15 protein-coding genes are annotated in these 16,307 nt (G+C 30.7%); all 15 read left to right on the plus strand.

Annotation, left to right across the window (positions count from 1 at the left end):
- Positions 1-4: 4 nt before the first annotated feature.
- The 15 genes from ACI48P_RS15170 to ACI48P_RS15240 all read left to right on the plus strand — a co-directional run bounded on the left by ACI48P_RS15170 (position 5) and on the right by ACI48P_RS15240 (position 16,076).
- A complete protein-coding gene (locus ACI48P_RS15170; protein ID WP_475217159.1) occupies positions 5-1,204 on the plus strand; it encodes an iron-containing alcohol dehydrogenase in 1,200 nt (399 codons plus the stop codon).
- A 171-nt stretch (positions 1,205-1,375) separates the two neighbouring features.
- Positions 1,376-1,795, plus strand: coding sequence for a 4Fe-4S binding protein (locus ACI48P_RS15175; protein WP_475217160.1), 420 nt, complete (start codon positions 1,376-1,378; stop codon positions 1,793-1,795).
- Positions 1,795-3,678, plus strand: a complete 1,884-nt coding sequence (locus ACI48P_RS15180) for an aldehyde ferredoxin oxidoreductase family protein (RefSeq protein ID WP_475217162.1) — start codon at positions 1,795-1,797, stop codon at positions 3,676-3,678. Before ACI48P_RS15175 ends, ACI48P_RS15180 begins: the two co-directional genes overlap by 1 nt.
- A gap of 2 nt (positions 3,679-3,680) precedes the next feature.
- A complete protein-coding gene (locus ACI48P_RS15185) occupies positions 3,681-3,929 on the plus strand; it encodes a MoaD family protein (protein WP_475217164.1) in 249 nt (82 codons plus the stop codon).
- 206 nt (positions 3,930-4,135) lie between these two features.
- Positions 4,136-5,581: a DEAD/DEAH box helicase gene (locus ACI48P_RS15190; RefSeq protein ID WP_475217166.1), complete on the plus strand. Its 1,446-nt coding sequence runs from the start codon at positions 4,136-4,138 to the stop codon at positions 5,579-5,581.
- A 381-nt stretch (positions 5,582-5,962) separates the two neighbouring features.
- Positions 5,963-6,991, plus strand: a complete 1,029-nt coding sequence (locus ACI48P_RS15195) for an ABC transporter substrate-binding protein (protein ID WP_475217168.1) — start codon at positions 5,963-5,965, stop codon at positions 6,989-6,991.
- Positions 6,991-8,073 (plus strand): FecCD family ABC transporter permease, encoded by a 1,083-nt coding sequence (locus ACI48P_RS15200; protein ID WP_475217170.1) that lies wholly within the window; start codon positions 6,991-6,993, stop codon positions 8,071-8,073. Before ACI48P_RS15195 ends, ACI48P_RS15200 begins: the two co-directional genes overlap by 1 nt.
- Positions 8,073-8,930: an ABC transporter ATP-binding protein gene (locus ACI48P_RS15205; RefSeq protein ID WP_475217173.1), complete on the plus strand. Its 858-nt coding sequence runs from the start codon at positions 8,073-8,075 to the stop codon at positions 8,928-8,930. Before ACI48P_RS15200 ends, ACI48P_RS15205 begins: the two co-directional genes overlap by 1 nt.
- 198 nt (positions 8,931-9,128) lie before the next feature.
- Positions 9,129-9,410 carry a pyrimidine/purine nucleoside phosphorylase gene (gene ppnP, locus ACI48P_RS15210; RefSeq protein ID WP_475217175.1) on the plus strand — a complete coding sequence of 94 codons (282 nt, stop codon included), beginning with the start codon at positions 9,129-9,131 and terminating at the stop codon, positions 9,408-9,410.
- 163 nt (positions 9,411-9,573) lie between these two features.
- Positions 9,574-10,275: a beta/alpha barrel domain-containing protein gene (locus tag ACI48P_RS15215; RefSeq protein ID WP_475217177.1), complete on the plus strand. Its 702-nt coding sequence runs from the start codon at positions 9,574-9,576 to the stop codon at positions 10,273-10,275.
- A gap of 373 nt (positions 10,276-10,648) precedes the next feature.
- Entirely contained in the window at positions 10,649-12,226 is a 1,578-nt protein-coding gene (locus tag ACI48P_RS15220; RefSeq protein WP_475217178.1) for an ABC transporter substrate-binding protein, read from the plus strand.
- A gap of 116 nt (positions 12,227-12,342) precedes the next feature.
- Complete coding sequence (locus tag ACI48P_RS15225) at positions 12,343-13,287, plus strand: ABC transporter permease (protein ID WP_475217179.1); 945 nt, start codon at positions 12,343-12,345, stop codon at positions 13,285-13,287.
- Between the two features lie 16 nt (positions 13,288-13,303).
- Positions 13,304-14,137, plus strand: a complete 834-nt coding sequence (locus ACI48P_RS15230; RefSeq protein WP_475217181.1) for an ABC transporter permease — start codon at positions 13,304-13,306, stop codon at positions 14,135-14,137.
- Between the two features lie 9 nt (positions 14,138-14,146).
- Positions 14,147-15,121 (plus strand): ABC transporter ATP-binding protein, encoded by a 975-nt coding sequence (locus ACI48P_RS15235; RefSeq protein ID WP_475217183.1) that lies wholly within the window; start codon positions 14,147-14,149, stop codon positions 15,119-15,121.
- A 1-nt stretch (position 15,122) separates the two neighbouring features.
- Complete coding sequence (locus ACI48P_RS15240) at positions 15,123-16,076, plus strand: ABC transporter ATP-binding protein (RefSeq protein ID WP_475217186.1); 954 nt, start codon at positions 15,123-15,125, stop codon at positions 16,074-16,076.
- Positions 16,077-16,307: the final 231 nt, after the last annotated feature.

Genomic DNA, 16,307 nt, shown 5'->3' on the forward strand with positions numbered 1-16,307 from the left:
TGTTATGCCAATAATAACAAAATCAAAGGTAGGAGTATCAAAACAAGTATTTAAGTTAGTTCAAAAGCCAACACCAGTATGTCACATAGGAGAAGGTAAAGTTAATAAAATTTCAGACATATTAAAAATGAACAATGTTAAGAGAGTGCTTTTGATTGCTAGTAAATCGGTTGTTAAATTAGGTTTATTAGATACTATGATGGATTTAATTAAATCAGAGGGCATAAATATATTTATGTACAATGGAGTAAAACCAGATCCTACATTTGCAATTGTTGAAGAAGCACTTAAAATCTGTAAAGATAATAAGTGTGAAGCTATAGTAGCTATTGGAGGAGGATCAGTAATAGATACAGCTAAAGTAGTATCCGTATCTTATACAAATAATAAACCTCCAAAAGATTTTGAGGGATTATTAAAAGTTAAAAAAATCGGTTTACCCTTTATAGCAGTACCAACAACAGCAGGTACTGGTTCTGAAACTACATTAGTATCAGTTATTTCAGATACAATAACTCATAAAAAAACAACGGTTATAGATCCTAAAATAGTACCAAATGTGGCAATTTTAGATCCACAATTAACTTTAGACTTACCGTTATCAATAACAGCACATACAGCTATGGATGCTTTAACACATGCTGTAGAAGCATATGTATCAACTTATGCTACTGATGAAGCTGATAAATACGCTGAAATAGCAATAAAACTAATATATGATTCAATAGAAAAATTATATAAAAATCCTAAAGACATTAAATTAAGAGAAGATATGCTAGTGGCATCTTTCTATGCAGGTATGGCATTCACGCGTACTTTCGTAGGGTATGTTCACGCATTTGCTCATAATATAGGTGGAAAGTTTGGTGTTTCACATGGTCTTGCTAATGCAGTATTATTACCTCATGTTATGAAATCATATTTACCAACATGTGAAAATAGATTTGCTAGACTTGCAGATTTGTTAGAGATAGGAAATAAAAATGATAGCAATAAAAAGAAAGCTGAACTATTTGTAAGTAGCATATTTGAATTAAATAGAACGTTAAATATTCCTGAAAGATTGGATAAGTTTGATAAAAAAGCTGTATCAGAAATATGCCAAGCAGGATTTAAAGAGTGCCATGGCACTTATCCAGTACCTTATTACTATAGCAAAAAAGAAGGAGAAGAAATATTATTTAAAGTATGCAACGAAGAATAAATTTAAAATAATAAGAATTGTAAAGGACAAATTATTTGTAGTGAAATACAAAATTTAGACTTTATACTAGAATATTTATAACAGTATTTTTAAATTGTAAGTAGGTTGATATCACAAACGTTTCACTAAATTTAAGATTTTGAAATAAATAAAGTATTGGGGGGTGGGATTGTGGCATATTTTATAACAGATAAATGTATAGGATGTAGCCTATGTATAAAGCATTGTCCAGTTGATGCAATTATAGGTGAAACAAAGAATTTACATAAAGTAAATGAATTAAGATGTGTAGATTGTGGTGTTTGTGGTAAAGTTTGTCCAAAGGAAGCTATACTAGATAATAATAAAAAAAATTTAACTAAAGTAGCAAAAGACAAATGGTTAAAACCAGTAATAGATTCAAAGGAATGTAGTGGATGCTCTATTTGTGTTGATATTTGTAAATTTGAATGTTTAAAAATAACGATGCCTAAATTTAAAGGGGATATAAATAATTATGCTCATTTAGAAAATAGTAAAAATTGTGTTGGGTGTAGTATGTGTTCAGAGGTGTGTCCACTTCATGCAATTGAAATGAGGGAGGAAGAATAATGGAGTGTCCGATATATGCTTTAATTGATTTATCAAGTGGGGAATGGGAGCATTATAAAATTTCAAGTGAAATTTTTGAAAAATATATAGGTGGAAAAATATTAGGTGCACGTTTGCTTACAGACTTAACAAAACCAGGATTAGATCCATTTTCAGAGGAGAGTATAGTGATAATAAATACTGGATTAATGAATAATACTGGTGCACCATCTTCAAGCCGTTTTAATATGACATTTAAGAATGTGCTTACAGGAGGTATTGCATCATCAAATTGTGGTGGACAATTTGGTGCAATGTTAAAAAAAGCTGGATTTGATGGAATTATATTAAAGGGACAGGCAAAGGAACCTATAAAAATTGAAATAATAGACGGAAATATAGAAATCAAATCAGCAGATAATTTATGGGGAATGGATGCTGAAAAAACACAAGAAAATTTACCTAAAAGATATGGTAAGTTAGTAATTGGTCCTGCTGGTGAAAATTTAGTAAAATATGCATGTGCAGTTTCAGGGGAAAGAGTAGCAGGACGTTGTGGTGCTGGAGCTGTTTTAGGGGCAAAAAAAGTTAAAGCAATAGTTGCCTATGGTACTAAAAAAACAGAAATATACAATAAAAATGGTTTTGATAAATATGTTAAGAGTTGGGTCAAATTTTTAAAATCACATCCAATGACAGGTAGTGCATTACCTTTATATGGATCAGCAGGATTAGTGAATAAAGCAAATGCTTCTCATGCATTGCCAACACATAACTTTAAGAAAGGTTATTATGATAAGGCAGAGGACATATGTGGAGAAACATTACAAGAAAAATTATTAACTAGAAATTCTGGTTGTGTAAGTTGTCCGATACGTTGTGAAAGAAGAGTAATGGTCAATAATAAAGAAGTAAAAGGTCCAGAATTTGAGACAGTAGGTTTACTTGGATCTAATATAGATAATAATAATTTACAGTTAATAAATGAGATTAATTATTATGCAGATATAATGGGAATGGACACTATATCCTTAGGTGGAACTATTGCATTTACAATGGAACTACAAGAAAGAAATATGGCTGATTTTGGGCTTGATTTTAAAAATAAAGACAATATAATAGATATCATTAAGAAAATAGCCTATAGAGAAGATGAATATTTTGAATTAGGCGAGGGTAGTAAATATTTAAGTGAAAAATATGGAGGTAAGGACTTTGCAATGCATGCAAAAGGTATGGAAATAGCTTCATATGAACCAAGAAGATCTGTCGGAATGGGACTTGGATATGCTACTTCAAATCGAGGTGGGTGTCACTTAAATGGCGGATATCTTGCGCTTATGGAATCAGTAGGTGTGGTAGGAATGGATGCTCAAACGATAAAAGGAAAACCAGAACTTACTGTAATGTTACAAAATGCTATAGAGGCAGTATCTGCGTCAGGATTTTGTTTATTTTCACTACAAACTATGATACCGTCATTCTTGTTTAATAGCGGTCCATCGAGCTTTATAAATCGGGTAGCAGGAAGTTCTATGATTTCATCTAGAAAAATAATAGGAAATTTAGGTAACATGGCACCAGGAGGATTACCTATAAAAACAAAGTTTTTATTCCCACACTGTAAAGCTATAGAATTAGCTACAGGTTTAAGTATGACAACAGGAGATTTCTTATATATAGGCGAAAGAGGATATAATGTAGAAAGGCTATACAATTTAAGAGAAGGACTCACATATAAAGATGATACATTACCAGATCGTTTAACGAAAGAACCTCAAGTAAAAGATAGAAAAGATACAGTTGTTGATTTAGAAAATATGTTACCTGTATATTATAAAATCCGTGGATGGGATGAATATGGAGTTCCATCAGATAAAAAACTGAAAAAATTAGGAATATAAATATGGCAAAAGTAAAATATTTAGGTTTAGTTAAAAGTTTAGTGAACAAAAAAGAAGAAGAAATTAATGCTAAAAATGTACGTAAGTTATTAAAAGAAATAAAGTCTAAATATGGTAAAGAAGTATATGAAATATGCAAAAAAAGCCATATTATAGTTAATGGAGAAAATAGCAGCTTACATGGAGGATATTTTATGGAATTGTCTGAAGAAGATGTAGTTCAGATATTACCTGTATGTGGCGGAGGATAAGTCAATATCTTTTTTACGTATAATGAAGCTATTATAGCTCATAGTCTGTATCATTTTTGTTGTCCAAAACTCAAAATAAAACTTTACGAAAAGAAAGGATGATTTTTATGATATTATTAACTAGTGAATATAGATATAGAATATAGATTAAGTCAAAGAGAACAATATATAAAAACACTAAAATGACACAAAGGAAGATAACATAAATGACAAAAACAAACTTTAAAGATTACAAACTAAGCAACGAAATACTAAAAGCCCTTAACATGCTAAACTACAAATCACCAACAAAAGTTCAGCAAGAAGTAATACCAGTTGCACTAGAAAACAAAGATGTACTAGTAAAATCACAAACAGGAAGTGGAAAAACAGCAACCTTTGCAATACCACTATGCGAATTAGTAGACTGGGAAGAAAACAAACCACAAGCATTAATACTTACACCAACAAGAGAGCTTGCAATACAAGTAAAAGAGGATGTATTTAACATAGGAAGATTTAAAAGAATAAAAGTACCAGCACTATACGGAAAATCATCTTTTGCACTACAAGCAAAAGAGTTAAAGCAAAAAACTCATATAGTAGTTGGAACACCAGGTAGAACAATAGACCACATTAAAGAAGGAAACTTTATAACGGATAACATAAAATATCTTGTACTAGATGAAGCAGACGAAATGCTTAGCATGGGATTCTTAGAGCAAGTGGAAGAGATAATTTCAGCATTACCTGTTGAGCGTGTGACTATGTTATTCTCAGCAACAATGCCAGAAGATATAGATGCATTGTCAAAAAAATATATGAAAGAACCTGTTACTATAGAAATCAAAGCAAAAACTTTAACAGTAGATAGAATACAGCAAGATGGATATAGAGTAGAAGAAACAGGGAAGCTAAATTTATTAAAAGATATAACAACAATAGAAAATCCAGATAGTTGTGTGATCTTCTGTAATACTCAAGTTAAAGTAGAAGCGCTATATAATGAATTAACAAAACTTAAATATCCATGTGACAAAATACATGGAGGTATGGAACAAGATGAGAGAATAAAAGTAATGAACAACTTTAAAAAAGGATACTTTAGATACTTAATAGCAACAGATGTAGCTGCTAGAGGTATAGATATAGACAATATTACTCATGTAATAAACTATGATGTACCTGTTTTAAGAGAAAACTATGTTCATAGAATAGGAAGAACAGGCCGTGCGGGTAAAGAAGGTAGAGCTATTACCTTTGTTATGAAATCTGATGAAAGACGTATCTTTGAAATATATTCATACACAGGCAAAGAACTAACGATGAAAATGAAACCAAGCAAAAGGCTTGTTATGAGTATGAAGCCTGAGTTTGATAAGAAGTTAGAGCAAAGACAAAAGATTAAAGTAGATAAAGGTGCAAATCTAAGCCAAGAAATCATGAAGTTACACATCAATGCTGGTAAAAAAACTAAAATGAGACCTGTTGATATAGTAGGTACACTTTGTAGTATAGAAGGTATGACTTCACAGGATATTGGTGTTATAAGTGTACTTGATGTATCTACTTATGTTGAAGTACTAAACAATAAAGGTGAGATGGTACTAAAAGCCTTACAAACAAAGAATATAAAAGGTAGACCAAGAAAAGTAACTAAAGCAGAAGTCTAATATATAAGCTAAAAAGGTATCAGTAATTTGCTGATGCCTTTTTAGCTTTATTATAGAGATTTTGTAGAAAAAAGTAAACTAATGTAAAAACTCATATAAAAATGAAATAATATATATAAAACTAAAAATTCTGAGAATTACACTAAATGTTTACAACAATATACAAAAAAGCTATTATTTAGGTAATAGATAAACAAGTACTGAAGTACTTATTGGGATTAGAGAGTACAATAAGTTATATAGCGTAATATTAAAAAGTTAATAAAAAATATAATTAAAATCATGAAGATTTAGATAGGCTTACTTATAGCGCTTATAGATATCTTCGTGATTTTTTTATACTTTAAATAAACAAATCAATTATAAATCTAGGGGGAAATTATGATAAAAAGTATAAGTTTAAAAAGATTTTTAGTAGCAATTTCAATAATGGGGCTGACACTAAGTGTTGTAGGATGTTCATCAAGCAATGATAAAAAAGACGAAAAACCAGAGACTAAAGTAGAGTCTAGTAATTTTAAACCAGTAGAGTTTACATATTCAGATGGAGCAAAAGATTATGAGGTAAAAGTTGAAACTCCAAGAAAAAAAGCAGTAACATTATCACAATTTATGACTGAGATGTTACTTGCACTAGATTTAGGTGATCAAATGATAGGAACAGCTCTTTTAGATAACCCAATACTTCCTGAGTTTGAAGAAGCATACAATAAAATACCTGAACTTCAAGTAGGAGAAGGACATTCTGTATCTAAAGAAGGATTTATGGCAACAGGAGCTGACTTTGTAAGTGGATGGGATTCATCTATAAGTGAACAAACAACAGGAGATCCAGATGAGCTTATTGCAAAAGATATAACTCCATTTATGGCAAAATCATATAACCCAGATGCTACAGTTGAAACTGTATATGAAGATTTCGAATTATTAGGAAAGATATTTGGAGTAGAAGATAAAGCTACTGAAGTAATAAATAAAATGAAAAGTGATATAAAAGCTGTAACAGATAAAGTAGGAGATATAAAAGAAGAAGATAGAGTAAAAATGATGGTATATGATTCAGGGGAAAATGATGCCATGGTAGTTGGTTCTGGTTTAGCTAATAATCTAATAGATTTAGCAGGTGGAAATAATATATTTGGAAAAGATGCAGCTAAGCCTTATATAAATGTATCTTGGGAAAGTATAGTAGCAGAAAATCCTGAAGTTATATTAATAACAGATTTTATGGCAGGACAGCCAGTACAAGAAAAGATAGACTTCTTAAAAGCACATCCAGCCCTTAAGGATGTTCCGGCAATAAAAAATAATAAACTTTATGTGGTAGGATTAGCTGACTTATCTCCAGGAGTTAGAAATCCAAAACTTATAGAGCAAATGTATGGATACTTCTTTGGAGAGAGTAAGTAGTGGAGATCTCAGTACAAGAACAAAGAAGCCTTTCTAAAAAGAAAGGTTTCTTATTTTGGGTTATAGCTTTGAGTGTAATATTGGCTGGGACAATAATCGGAGCTATAGCTATAGGGAGTACATATATAGAACCTGGAGAAGTTTATAAAGTATTACTAAACAAATTATCTGATGGAGCTTTATTTGGAGATGTTGGAACTGTTATGACACAGAATATAATATGGGAAATAAGATTTCCTAGGGTATTATTAGGTGCATTATGTGGAGCTGGACTTGCTCTTTGTGGTGTACTTATGCAATGTGTAACTAAAAATCCTATAGCAGAACCATATATACTTGGTATATCGTCAGGCGCATCTTGTGGTGCTGTGGCTGTTATAGTTTTAGGTGGAGTGTCAGCTATAGGAATTAATAGTATAAGTGCAGGTGCATTTGTTGGATCAATAGTGTCAGGAATATTAGTATTTGCTATAGGAACTCAAATGGGAAAAACAACATCTACTACAAGACTAGTTCTTACAGGGATGGCTATATCAACAATATTTTCTGCCCTTACAAACTTACTTATATACTCAGCTGATAACTCGAACCAAGCTAAAAATGCACTGTTTTGGACGGTTGGTAGTTTGGGAGGAGCTAAGTGGGATGTGTTATTATTTCCATTTATAGTACTGGTTATAGTCATGATAATTACATTTGTAATGTCTAAATCACTGGATATATTACTTTTAGGTGATGACAGTGCTATAGTGCTTGGGATAAATGTAAAAATGATAAAATCTATAATATTAATATTAGCTACTTTGCTTACTTCATCATTAGTTGCAATAACAGGTGCTATTGGATTTATAGGTCTTGTAGTTCCCCATGTATGTAGAACAATAGCAGGAAGTGACCATAAAAAATTAATAGTTCTTTCTTCATTAGTCGGATCAATATTTTTAATAATATCAGATATATTTGCAAGAGGACTTTTCCCACCAATAGAAATACCTATAGGAATAATAACTTCATTGGTTGGAGGACCATTCTTCTTATACTTAATTTGTAAGAAAAATTATGCTTTTGGAGGAAAAGAATAATGCAGAAGATACAAGTTAAAAATTTAAGATTTAGTATAGAGAAAAAAGAAATACTAAAAGACATATCTTTTGATGTTCCAAAAGGAAGTTTTGTAGGAGTTATAGGTCCAAATGGTTCAGGAAAATCAACTTTATTAAAAAATATATACAGATTATACAAACCTACTGGTGGAGAGATATTTTTAGATAATAAGGAGTTATCAAAAATGAAAGATAAAGATTGTGCAAAGGAGATAGCAGTACTTGCACAAGAAAGTAATTCTCAGTTTGACTTTACGGTAGAGCAGATTGTTAAAATGGGAAGATATCCATACAAATCAGTATTTGAAGATTATTCAAAAGATGATTTGAAAATGGTTTCAGATATGTTAAAAAAAGTAGGCCTAGATAATTATAGTGATAGAAGTTTTTCCAATTTATCAGGTGGAGAGAAGCAAAGAACATTAATTGCAAGAGCATTAGTTCAAAATACTGATTTTTTAATATTAGATGAGCCTACAAACCACTTAGATATTGGGTATCAAATACAACTTATGGATTTAGTTAAGAGTCTTAATATTACTACCTTATCAGCAATACACGATATGAATATAGCATCTATGTACTGTGATTATTTAATAGTAATGCAAGATGGTCAGATAAGAGAATTTGGAACGGTTGAAGAAGTCATAACCTCACAAATGTTGAAAGAAATCTTTGGTGTAAATGCTTATGTAGGGATTAATCCTATCAATAATAAATTACAAGTATCATTTATGCATACTCATGAACATGTAAATGGAGTGGGACACGATCATGTCCATGAAGATGGATTTACAGGGGAGCATATACATCACCACCAACATGTTTACGTCTAAATGAAATATATAGAAATGTAAGTAAACTTAATTCCTTATTAATAAATATGTAGAGAGAAGGATATAAGTAGTATTAATTCTCGAAAAAAGAGGATTTAGATATGTAACTGTCGAATTAATAAGAACATGTACAAAAAGGGTGTATAAAATATACCAAAAGATGAAAATAATATTGAAATTATAGGGGAGAGACAGTGTATGTTTAAATCGAACAGTTATTTTGAAGGAAATGTAGTATCAGTAGGATTTAATGGGATAGATGGAGAGGCAACAGTTGGAGTTATGGCTCCAGGTGAGTATGAATTCTCTACATCTAAAAAAGAATATATGAAAGTTATAAGTGGGAACATGAAGGTTATGCTTCCAGGAGAAAATGAATACAAATTATATTCTAAAGATGAAATATTCACTATTGATGCAAATTCAAAATTTAATGTAATAATTGATGTTGAAACTGCTTACTTATGTTTATATAAGTAATTAAAAGATATTAATAAAATCCACGACAAAATCGTCGTGGATTTTTTGTTTTTTTTCTAATATCAGCACTAGATAAGTTTTTATAAATTCATTTTAGTATATAATATGTACATAAGTCATTAACGCGTTTATAATAGTTAAAAGAGGAAATGGAGGAATACTTATGGACAATATAAAAATGAAATATGTACCAGAATTAACATCACATTTAAGAAATAATTATGTATCAATACCAAGTGTAATTTCTAAAGCATCGGGAATAAGAATTTTTGGAAAAAGACTTAAATCATTTATTTTTACAACTGATGTTGCCATAATAAAAAATACTAACGCTGATGCTGTAATAGCAGTATATCCATTTACACCTCAGCCAACAATTACTCAAGCTATATTATCTGTTTCAGATATACCAGTTTTATGTGGTGTTGGTGGTGGATTGACTCATGGTACTAGATCCGCAAATATCGCGTTACATGCTGAATTCCAAGGAGCAATAGGTGCAATACTTAATTCACCAGCGCCTGATGAAACTATTAGATATGTAAAAGAATCTATTGATATTCCTGTAGTGGTAACTATAGTATCGGAGTTAACAGATATTCAAAGTAAGATAGATGCAGGAGCAGATATATTAAATGTTAGTGGAGGAGCAAACACTGCTAAGATTGTTCGTAAGATTAGAGAAAAATTCCCGCACCTTCCGATTATTGCGACAGGTGGACCAACTGAAGAATCTATTTTAGAAACTATTGAAGCTGGAGCAAATGGTATTACATATACACCACCAACAAATGCAGAATTATTTAAACATAAGATGCAAGAATATAGAGAAATTGAAAATAAGAAGTATTATAACGAATTGTAATATATTTAAAATAACGAAGCACGTTGATAAATTTATCAATGTGTTTTTTTGTATAAATATTAGTGTAAATTTAGAGTATGTTTTTAAAAGAAATAGAATCAAAATGAACTAATAATTTTAATTCAGAAAAATACATATTCTGCATAATGATAATGATTAACTTTCTAACGTTGTAATTTTGGGAATTTTACTATATTTAATGGTTTTGTTGGACTATTGAGACAATTGTTTTTTTCTATTTGATGGTATTGGTGAATAGTAAAAATCGATTGTACTTTTTTTTAGGCAGAACCTATACTTATGAGTGGTAGTCAAAACAAAAACTACCAAAAAACAACAAGAAATATTAGGGGAGTATTTAGGAGGAATATTTATGAAATTTGCAAGAAAGTTAATAGCACTAGGACTTATAAGTACAGCTCTTGTAGTAGTTGGTTGCTCAGCAAAAGAGTCAGGTCAAGAGGCAAAATCAACAGGAGGAGAAGTGTCAACTATAAGTATAGTAGCTGGTGGAGATGCTATGAATTTTAACCCAATGTATGCTAATGATAGAGTTTCTATGACAGTTATGAATGCATTATTTAATCCGCTATACGTTATAGAAGAAAATGGCGATAAAACTTTTTATTTAGCTGAAGATGTAAAGGCATCAGATGATTTCTTAACATATACTGTAAAACTAAAGAAAGATTTAAAATGGCATGATGGAAAACCTTTAACTGCTGATGATATAGTTTTTACAGTTGAAAGTATACTAAATGAAACTCAAGCAGCTAAAGATAGAGGCAGTTTTGTAATAGGTGATAAAGCTCTAGAGGTTAAAAAAGTAGATGATACTACTGTTGAATTTAAGCTACCAGAAGTATCTTCTGCAATAGAAGATGTACTTGGTGGAATAAGACCTATACCAAAGCATATCTATGAAGGAGAAACAGATATAGCAAAAAGTGAGAAAAATGCTAATCCAATAGGAAATGGCTCATATAAATTTAAAGAATATAAAACTGGAGAATTAATAACTTTAGAAAGATTTGATGATTACTATGGTGAAAAAGCTAACTTAGATACAGTAACATACAGAGTTATAGCAGATTCTAATTCTGCAAATATAGCTTTACAAAATGGTGAAGTTCAAGCTAAGTATGTTCAACCAGATGAAGTAGAGAATGTTGAATCAAAAGGAAATGTAGACATAGTTGCATATGATGAGGGTATGGTTGATAATATGATATTCTCTCAAAGTTCAAATGATATCTTAAAGAAAAAAGAAGTTAGACAAGCTATATGTTATGCAATAAATAGAGATGAAATAATTAAAGCGGCTTATAAATCTGATGAGTATGCAGTTAAAGCAACTTCTTTATTTGCTCCAAATACAATAGGATTTACTGATGAAGTTGAAAAATATGAACAAAACAAAGAAAAATCTAAAGAACTATTAAAACAAGCAGGGGCAGAAAATATAAAATTAAAATTAGCTTATGGAACACATAAGGGGCAATTAGAAGCTACAGCTTTAGTTATACAAAATAACTTAAAAGATGTAGGAATAGAAGTAGAATTAATGCCAATGGAAAAGAGTGCTTTCCTTGGACAATTATTTGGCACAGAAGCACCAAGTTTTGATATGGCGTTAAACGGATATGTTATGGGAACAGAGCCATCTGAGTATTCTTCTTTATTTACAACTAATGGAGGAGACAACGCAGAAAAATATTCTAATAAAGATGTAGATGCTAAGTTTGAAGCAGCACTAAAAGAAACTGATGAAGCTAAAAGAGAAGCTCTATATAAAGAAATTCAACAAATTATAGTAGATGAGGCAGCTCTTTATCCAATAGCTTATCCTAAATCTTTAGTGGCTATAGATAAAAATTATGACGGTGTAGAAGAAGCTAATCCAGCTCCAATATTTATGTTTAGAGACTTAAACAAGTTAAAATTAAAATAGATAACTGATTAAAAATTAAAATAGAATATCTATATAGTAGATTAACTTAGACACACTCTTTGTTACTTACTTTATGGATATTCTTTTTTTGACAATATAGAAGGTGAGGTCTTTAGATGAAAGAAAAGGTAATTAAAAGGTTAATAAGTATAATACCTATGTTATTTTTCATATCGATAATATCATTCATTTTAATGCAAATGGCTCCAGGTGATCCTCTTCAGGCGTATATAACACCTCAGATGAATCCTGATGATATAGAAAGAATTAGACAAAGTATGGGTCTTGATCAACCGATTATAGTACAGTACTTTAGATGGTTAATAAATGCACTTCAAGGTAACTTAGGATATTCAATGGTAAGTCATAGACCAGTAATACAAGTTATTGTAGAAAGAATACCAAATACTTTAATAATAACAGTAACAGCTTTAGTAATATCTATATTAGTAGCTATACCAGTAGGTCTTTATGCTGGATATAAGAAAAATTCAATAATAGATAATATATTAAATGTAACTTCATATATTGGGATATCTATACCAAGCTTTTGGTTTGCAATGATACTTATATATATTTTCTCAGTAAAATTAGGTTTACTACCAAGTGTAGGGATGAGGACTGCAGGAGTTGATACAACAATAGACTTGCTAAAACACATGGTAATGCCTGTTATAGTATTAAGTTACTATAATCTATGTGTATTCACTAGGTACATAAGGTCTAGTACAATAGGTCAACTAAGAGAAGATTATGTTCTTACACAAAGGGCTTATGGTGCAACTACTAAGGAAATACTATTTAAGCATGTACTAAAGAATACTTTATTACCTGTAATAACAATATTTGCAATGGCACTTCCTCAGTTAGTTACAGGTGCATTTATAACAGAAACAATTTTTGGATGGCCAGGAATGGGACAACTAGGTGTTAATGCTATATTTGGATATGATTATCCTGTTGTTATGGGAATAACTATGATTTCTTCTTTAATGCTTATATTAGGAAACTTATTAGCAGATTTACTATATCAACTTGTAGATCCAAGAATTAAGCATTAGATAGGGGGAGATTAAAATGTTAGAAAGATTAAAAGATAACTTAAAAGAAAATAAATTAGCTTTAGTTGCAGTTGTAGTAATTCTTACATTTTGTTTAGCATCGGCTCTTGCTTTTTTAAGCCCTATTGATCCTAATCAGATAGATCCTGCAAATAGATTAAAAGCACCGGGTGGAATTAATTTATTTGGGACGGATAATATGGGAAGAGATTATTTAACAAGGGCTTTATACGGAGGTAGAGTTTCATTAACTGTAGGATTTTTATCAATGATTATATCAACATCTGTGGGTACAATAATTGGTTCAATAAGTGGATTTTTCGGAGGCAAGGTAGACGGATTTATAACTAGAAGTATAGATATACTTATGAGTATACCAACATTCTTCTTAATATTAGTTGTAAATTCATACTTAGGTTCAGGGATACAAAATATTATATTAGTTATAGGATTTTTGGGATGGATGGGAGTTGCAAGAATAGTAAGAGCAGAAACATTATCTGTAAAAGAAAGAGAATATGTACTGTATGCTAAATCAGCAGGACAGAGTAATTTAAAAATAATAACTAAGCATATAATTCCAAGTATATTACCTACAGTAATAGTTGCATCTAGTATAAACATAGCTAATGCAATACTTATGGAATCTTCATTAAGCTTTTTAGGTTTAGGAGTTCAACAGCCTAATGCATCTTGGGGAAGTATGCTAAAAGATGCACAAAGCTTTTTAGCAGATGCTCCACATATGGCACTATTCCCAGGAATATTTATACTTTTAACAGTGCTTAGTTTTAACTTAATAGGAGACACATTAAGATCTGTGTTTGAAGCAAAGGTAAATGATAGGTAGGTGAGGCATATGGAGAATATACTAGAAGTTAAAAATTTAAAAACTTCTTTCTTTACTAAAAAAGGGGAAGTACAGGCTGTAAGAGGAGTAAGCTTTGAAGTAGGGAAAAATGAGATTGTAGGCATTGTTGGGGAAAGTGGAAGCGGAAAAAGTATAACTTCAAAATCTATAATGAGATTAATAATGCATCCGGGGAAAGTTGTAGATGGGGAAGTTATATTTAATAATAGAGATTTACTTAAATTAAGTGATAAGGACATGAGAACTATTAGAGGAAATGAAATATCTATGGTATTTCAAGATCCTATGACTGCTCTAAATCCACTTTTAAAAGTTGGAAAACAAATGAGCGAAATAATAATAAGACATCAAAATATAAGCAAAGTGGAAGCTAGAGAAAAATGTATAGAAATGCTTAGATTAGTCGGAATACCATCTCCAGAAACTAGAATAGATAACTACCCACATGAGTTTAGTGGAGGGATGAGACAAAGAGTGTGTATAGCGATGGCTATTAGCTCATCACCAAAGTTGTTAATAGCAGATGAGCCAACTACGGCATTAGATGTAACTATACAAGCTCAGATATTAAGACTTATAAAAAACTTAAATGTAGAACAAGAAAACTCAACTATACTAATAACTCATGATTTAGGTGTAGTTTATAATACTTGTGATAGAGTGATAGTAATGTATGGCGGAATGATTATGGAAACTGGAAGCGTAAAAGAAATATTTGAAAATCCGAAGCATCCATATACAATAGGCCTTTTAAAATCTATTCCAAAAGGAAGAAGTTCAAAAAAAGAAAAACTAGTACCAATAGAAAGAACACCACCTAACTTATTAAATCCTCCAAAGGGATGTCCTTTTTATGATAGATGTGAGTCTAAAAAGGATGTATGTAATTTGAAGCAACCAAAAAATACAGTTTTAAGTGATACTCATAAGGTAAACTGTTGGCTTTTACATAAGGAGGATTAATATGAACTTAATAGAGATAAAAAACTTAAAAAAATACTTCACTCAAAAAAGTGGATTAATAAAAAAGCAAATAAAAGAAGTTAAAGCTGTAGATGATGTTAGTTTATATATAAAAAAGGGAGAAACCTTAGGATTAGTAGGAGAAAGTGGATGTGGTAAATCTACTTTAGGAAGAACTTTAATAAGGTTATATGATGTTACTGATGGAGAAATATTATTTGACGGAGAAGATATTTCTAAAAAAAGCGAAAAAGAATTAAAGAGTTTTAGAAAAAGAACTCAGACAATATTCCAAGATCCATATGCATCTTTAAATCCAAACATGACAGTAAAAGAAATTATAAAAGAGCCACTAGAGATACATACTGATTTAAGTAAGGATGAAAAAGATAAAGTAGTATATGAAATGTTAGAAAAAGTAGGTCTTAACAAAGAGCATGCAGACAGATATCCACACGAGTTTAGTGGTGGGCAAAGACAACGAATAGGTATTGCAAGGGCATTATCTGTTAAACCTGACTTTATATTTTGTGATGAACCAATATCAGCATTAGATGTTTCTATACAAGCACAGATTATAAATTTACTAGAGGATTTACAAAAAGAGCTGGGAATAACTTATTTATTCATAGCTCATGATTTATCTATGGTAAAGCATATATCAGATAGGGTATGTGTAATGTATCTTGGTAAGGTGGTTGAGGTTGGTAGTAGTGAAGACATATACGAAAATCCAAAGCACCCATATACAAAGGCACTTTTAAGTAGTATACCGAAAATAGATGGTGAGGTAGAAGAAGAAATTTTAGAAGGAGATGTACCAAGTCCTCTAAATCCACCTTCTGGATGTAGATTTAGAACAAGATGTAAATATGCTAAAGACATTTGTTCAAAGGAAAATCCTCCTGAAGTGAAATTTGAAAATGAACATTTTGCATATTGTCATATTATATAAAGTAGATAATTCTAAAATGATTTGAAAGAAATAATAGAAGCTAAATAGAATAACTTTACACAATCAAGAGATGCTGCAAGACAATGTCTAGAATACACCAAAATAAGAAGGGCTAACTCAAAGTAAAAATATAGCACTACAAAAAAGAAAGGGATGAACTCATAAAGATTTCATCCCTTTTGTATATAATTTGAATATAATAAACCTGATACACATAGCATAAAAGGCTTA

Source organism: Romboutsia sp. LXY-2, from assembly GCF_056171995.1.